This window comes from Sandarakinorhabdus sp. (genome assembly GCF_040398645.1).
In the GTDB taxonomy this organism is placed as follows: Bacteria; Pseudomonadota; Alphaproteobacteria; order Sphingomonadales; family Sphingomonadaceae; genus Sandarakinorhabdus.
In genome coordinates this window covers 1-1,002 of sequence record NZ_JBBATR010000130.1, presented here as the reverse complement: position 1 = coordinate 1,002, position 1,002 = coordinate 1, and the positions used below count along the sequence as shown (strand labels likewise).

The 1,002-nt window shown below is 62.4% G+C and carries 1 protein-coding gene; it reads right to left on the bottom strand.

Annotated elements, in window-relative coordinates; all coding sequences use genetic code 11:
- Window positions 1–894 (bottom strand): S10 family serine carboxypeptidase-like protein (locus ABWP50_RS13575; RefSeq protein ID WP_502951069.1); only part of this gene is annotated, 894 nt, incomplete at its 3' end.
- Window positions 895–1,002: the final 108 nt, after the last annotated feature.

Here is a 1,002-nt window from a genome sequence, read left to right as displayed (position 1 = left end):
GAGTTGACCCCGCAAGGCGGTGCGTTCGGCAGCGGGCAGGCTGTTCCCCTTGATCAGCGCGGTGATGTAGGGGCCGCTGGCAAAGGCGCGGGCTTCGGCGACGAAGGCTTCGAGGTTGGCGGGTTTGGGCGTCAATTTGTCGTGATACCAGGCGGCGGCGGCATAGCTGGGCAGCAGGCCCATATATTGCATTTCATTGCCTTCATCCTCGGCCTCCAGGCCGAAATCGAGGATGGCGGAAATCAGGATGACGCCGTTCAGGGCCACATCATTATATTCGCGGTTCAGCACGTCAGCGACAGCCGCCGAGCGGGTGGTGCCATAGGATTCGCCGCCCAGAAATTTGGGGGCATTCCAGCGGTTATGCTCGTTCAGCCACAGCCGGATGAACTGCGCGATGGACTGGGCGTCGGATTTGACGCCGTAGAATGATTTGGGATCGGTCTTGCCGATGGCATAGCTCCAGCCGGTGCCGACCGGATCGATGAACACCAGATCGGCCACATCGAGCAGGGATTCGGGATTGTCGCTGATGTCGTAGGGCGGCGCGCCGTCATCCTTGGCATCGGGGATATTCACCCGCTTGGGGCCAAAGGCGCCCATGTGCAGCCACAGGCTGCCTGACCCTGGCCCGCCGTTGAAGATGAAGAACACCGGGCGGTTGGCTTCGGGTGCATCCTTCAGATAGGTTGTCGAGTAGATCGCGGCGGTCGGCTTGCCGTCCTTGTCCTTCAGGTATGTTTCGCCAGCAATCGCGGTGTAGGCCATTTTCACGCCGCCAAAAATGCCGCTGCGCTTGGCGGTAACGCGGTTGGGGGCGGGCACCGCGGCCTCGGCGGCCTTTTCAGCCGGCTTTTCGGCCATTTGCGCCAGGGCCGGCGCTGCTGCGATCATTGCGGTTGCCGCCGCAAATGCCAGTGAAGTCCTGCGAACCATCATGCACTCTCCCCAATCAGCGATCAGGGATAACGGCGGCAGCGCGGCGGCGCAATCGGCAAGGCC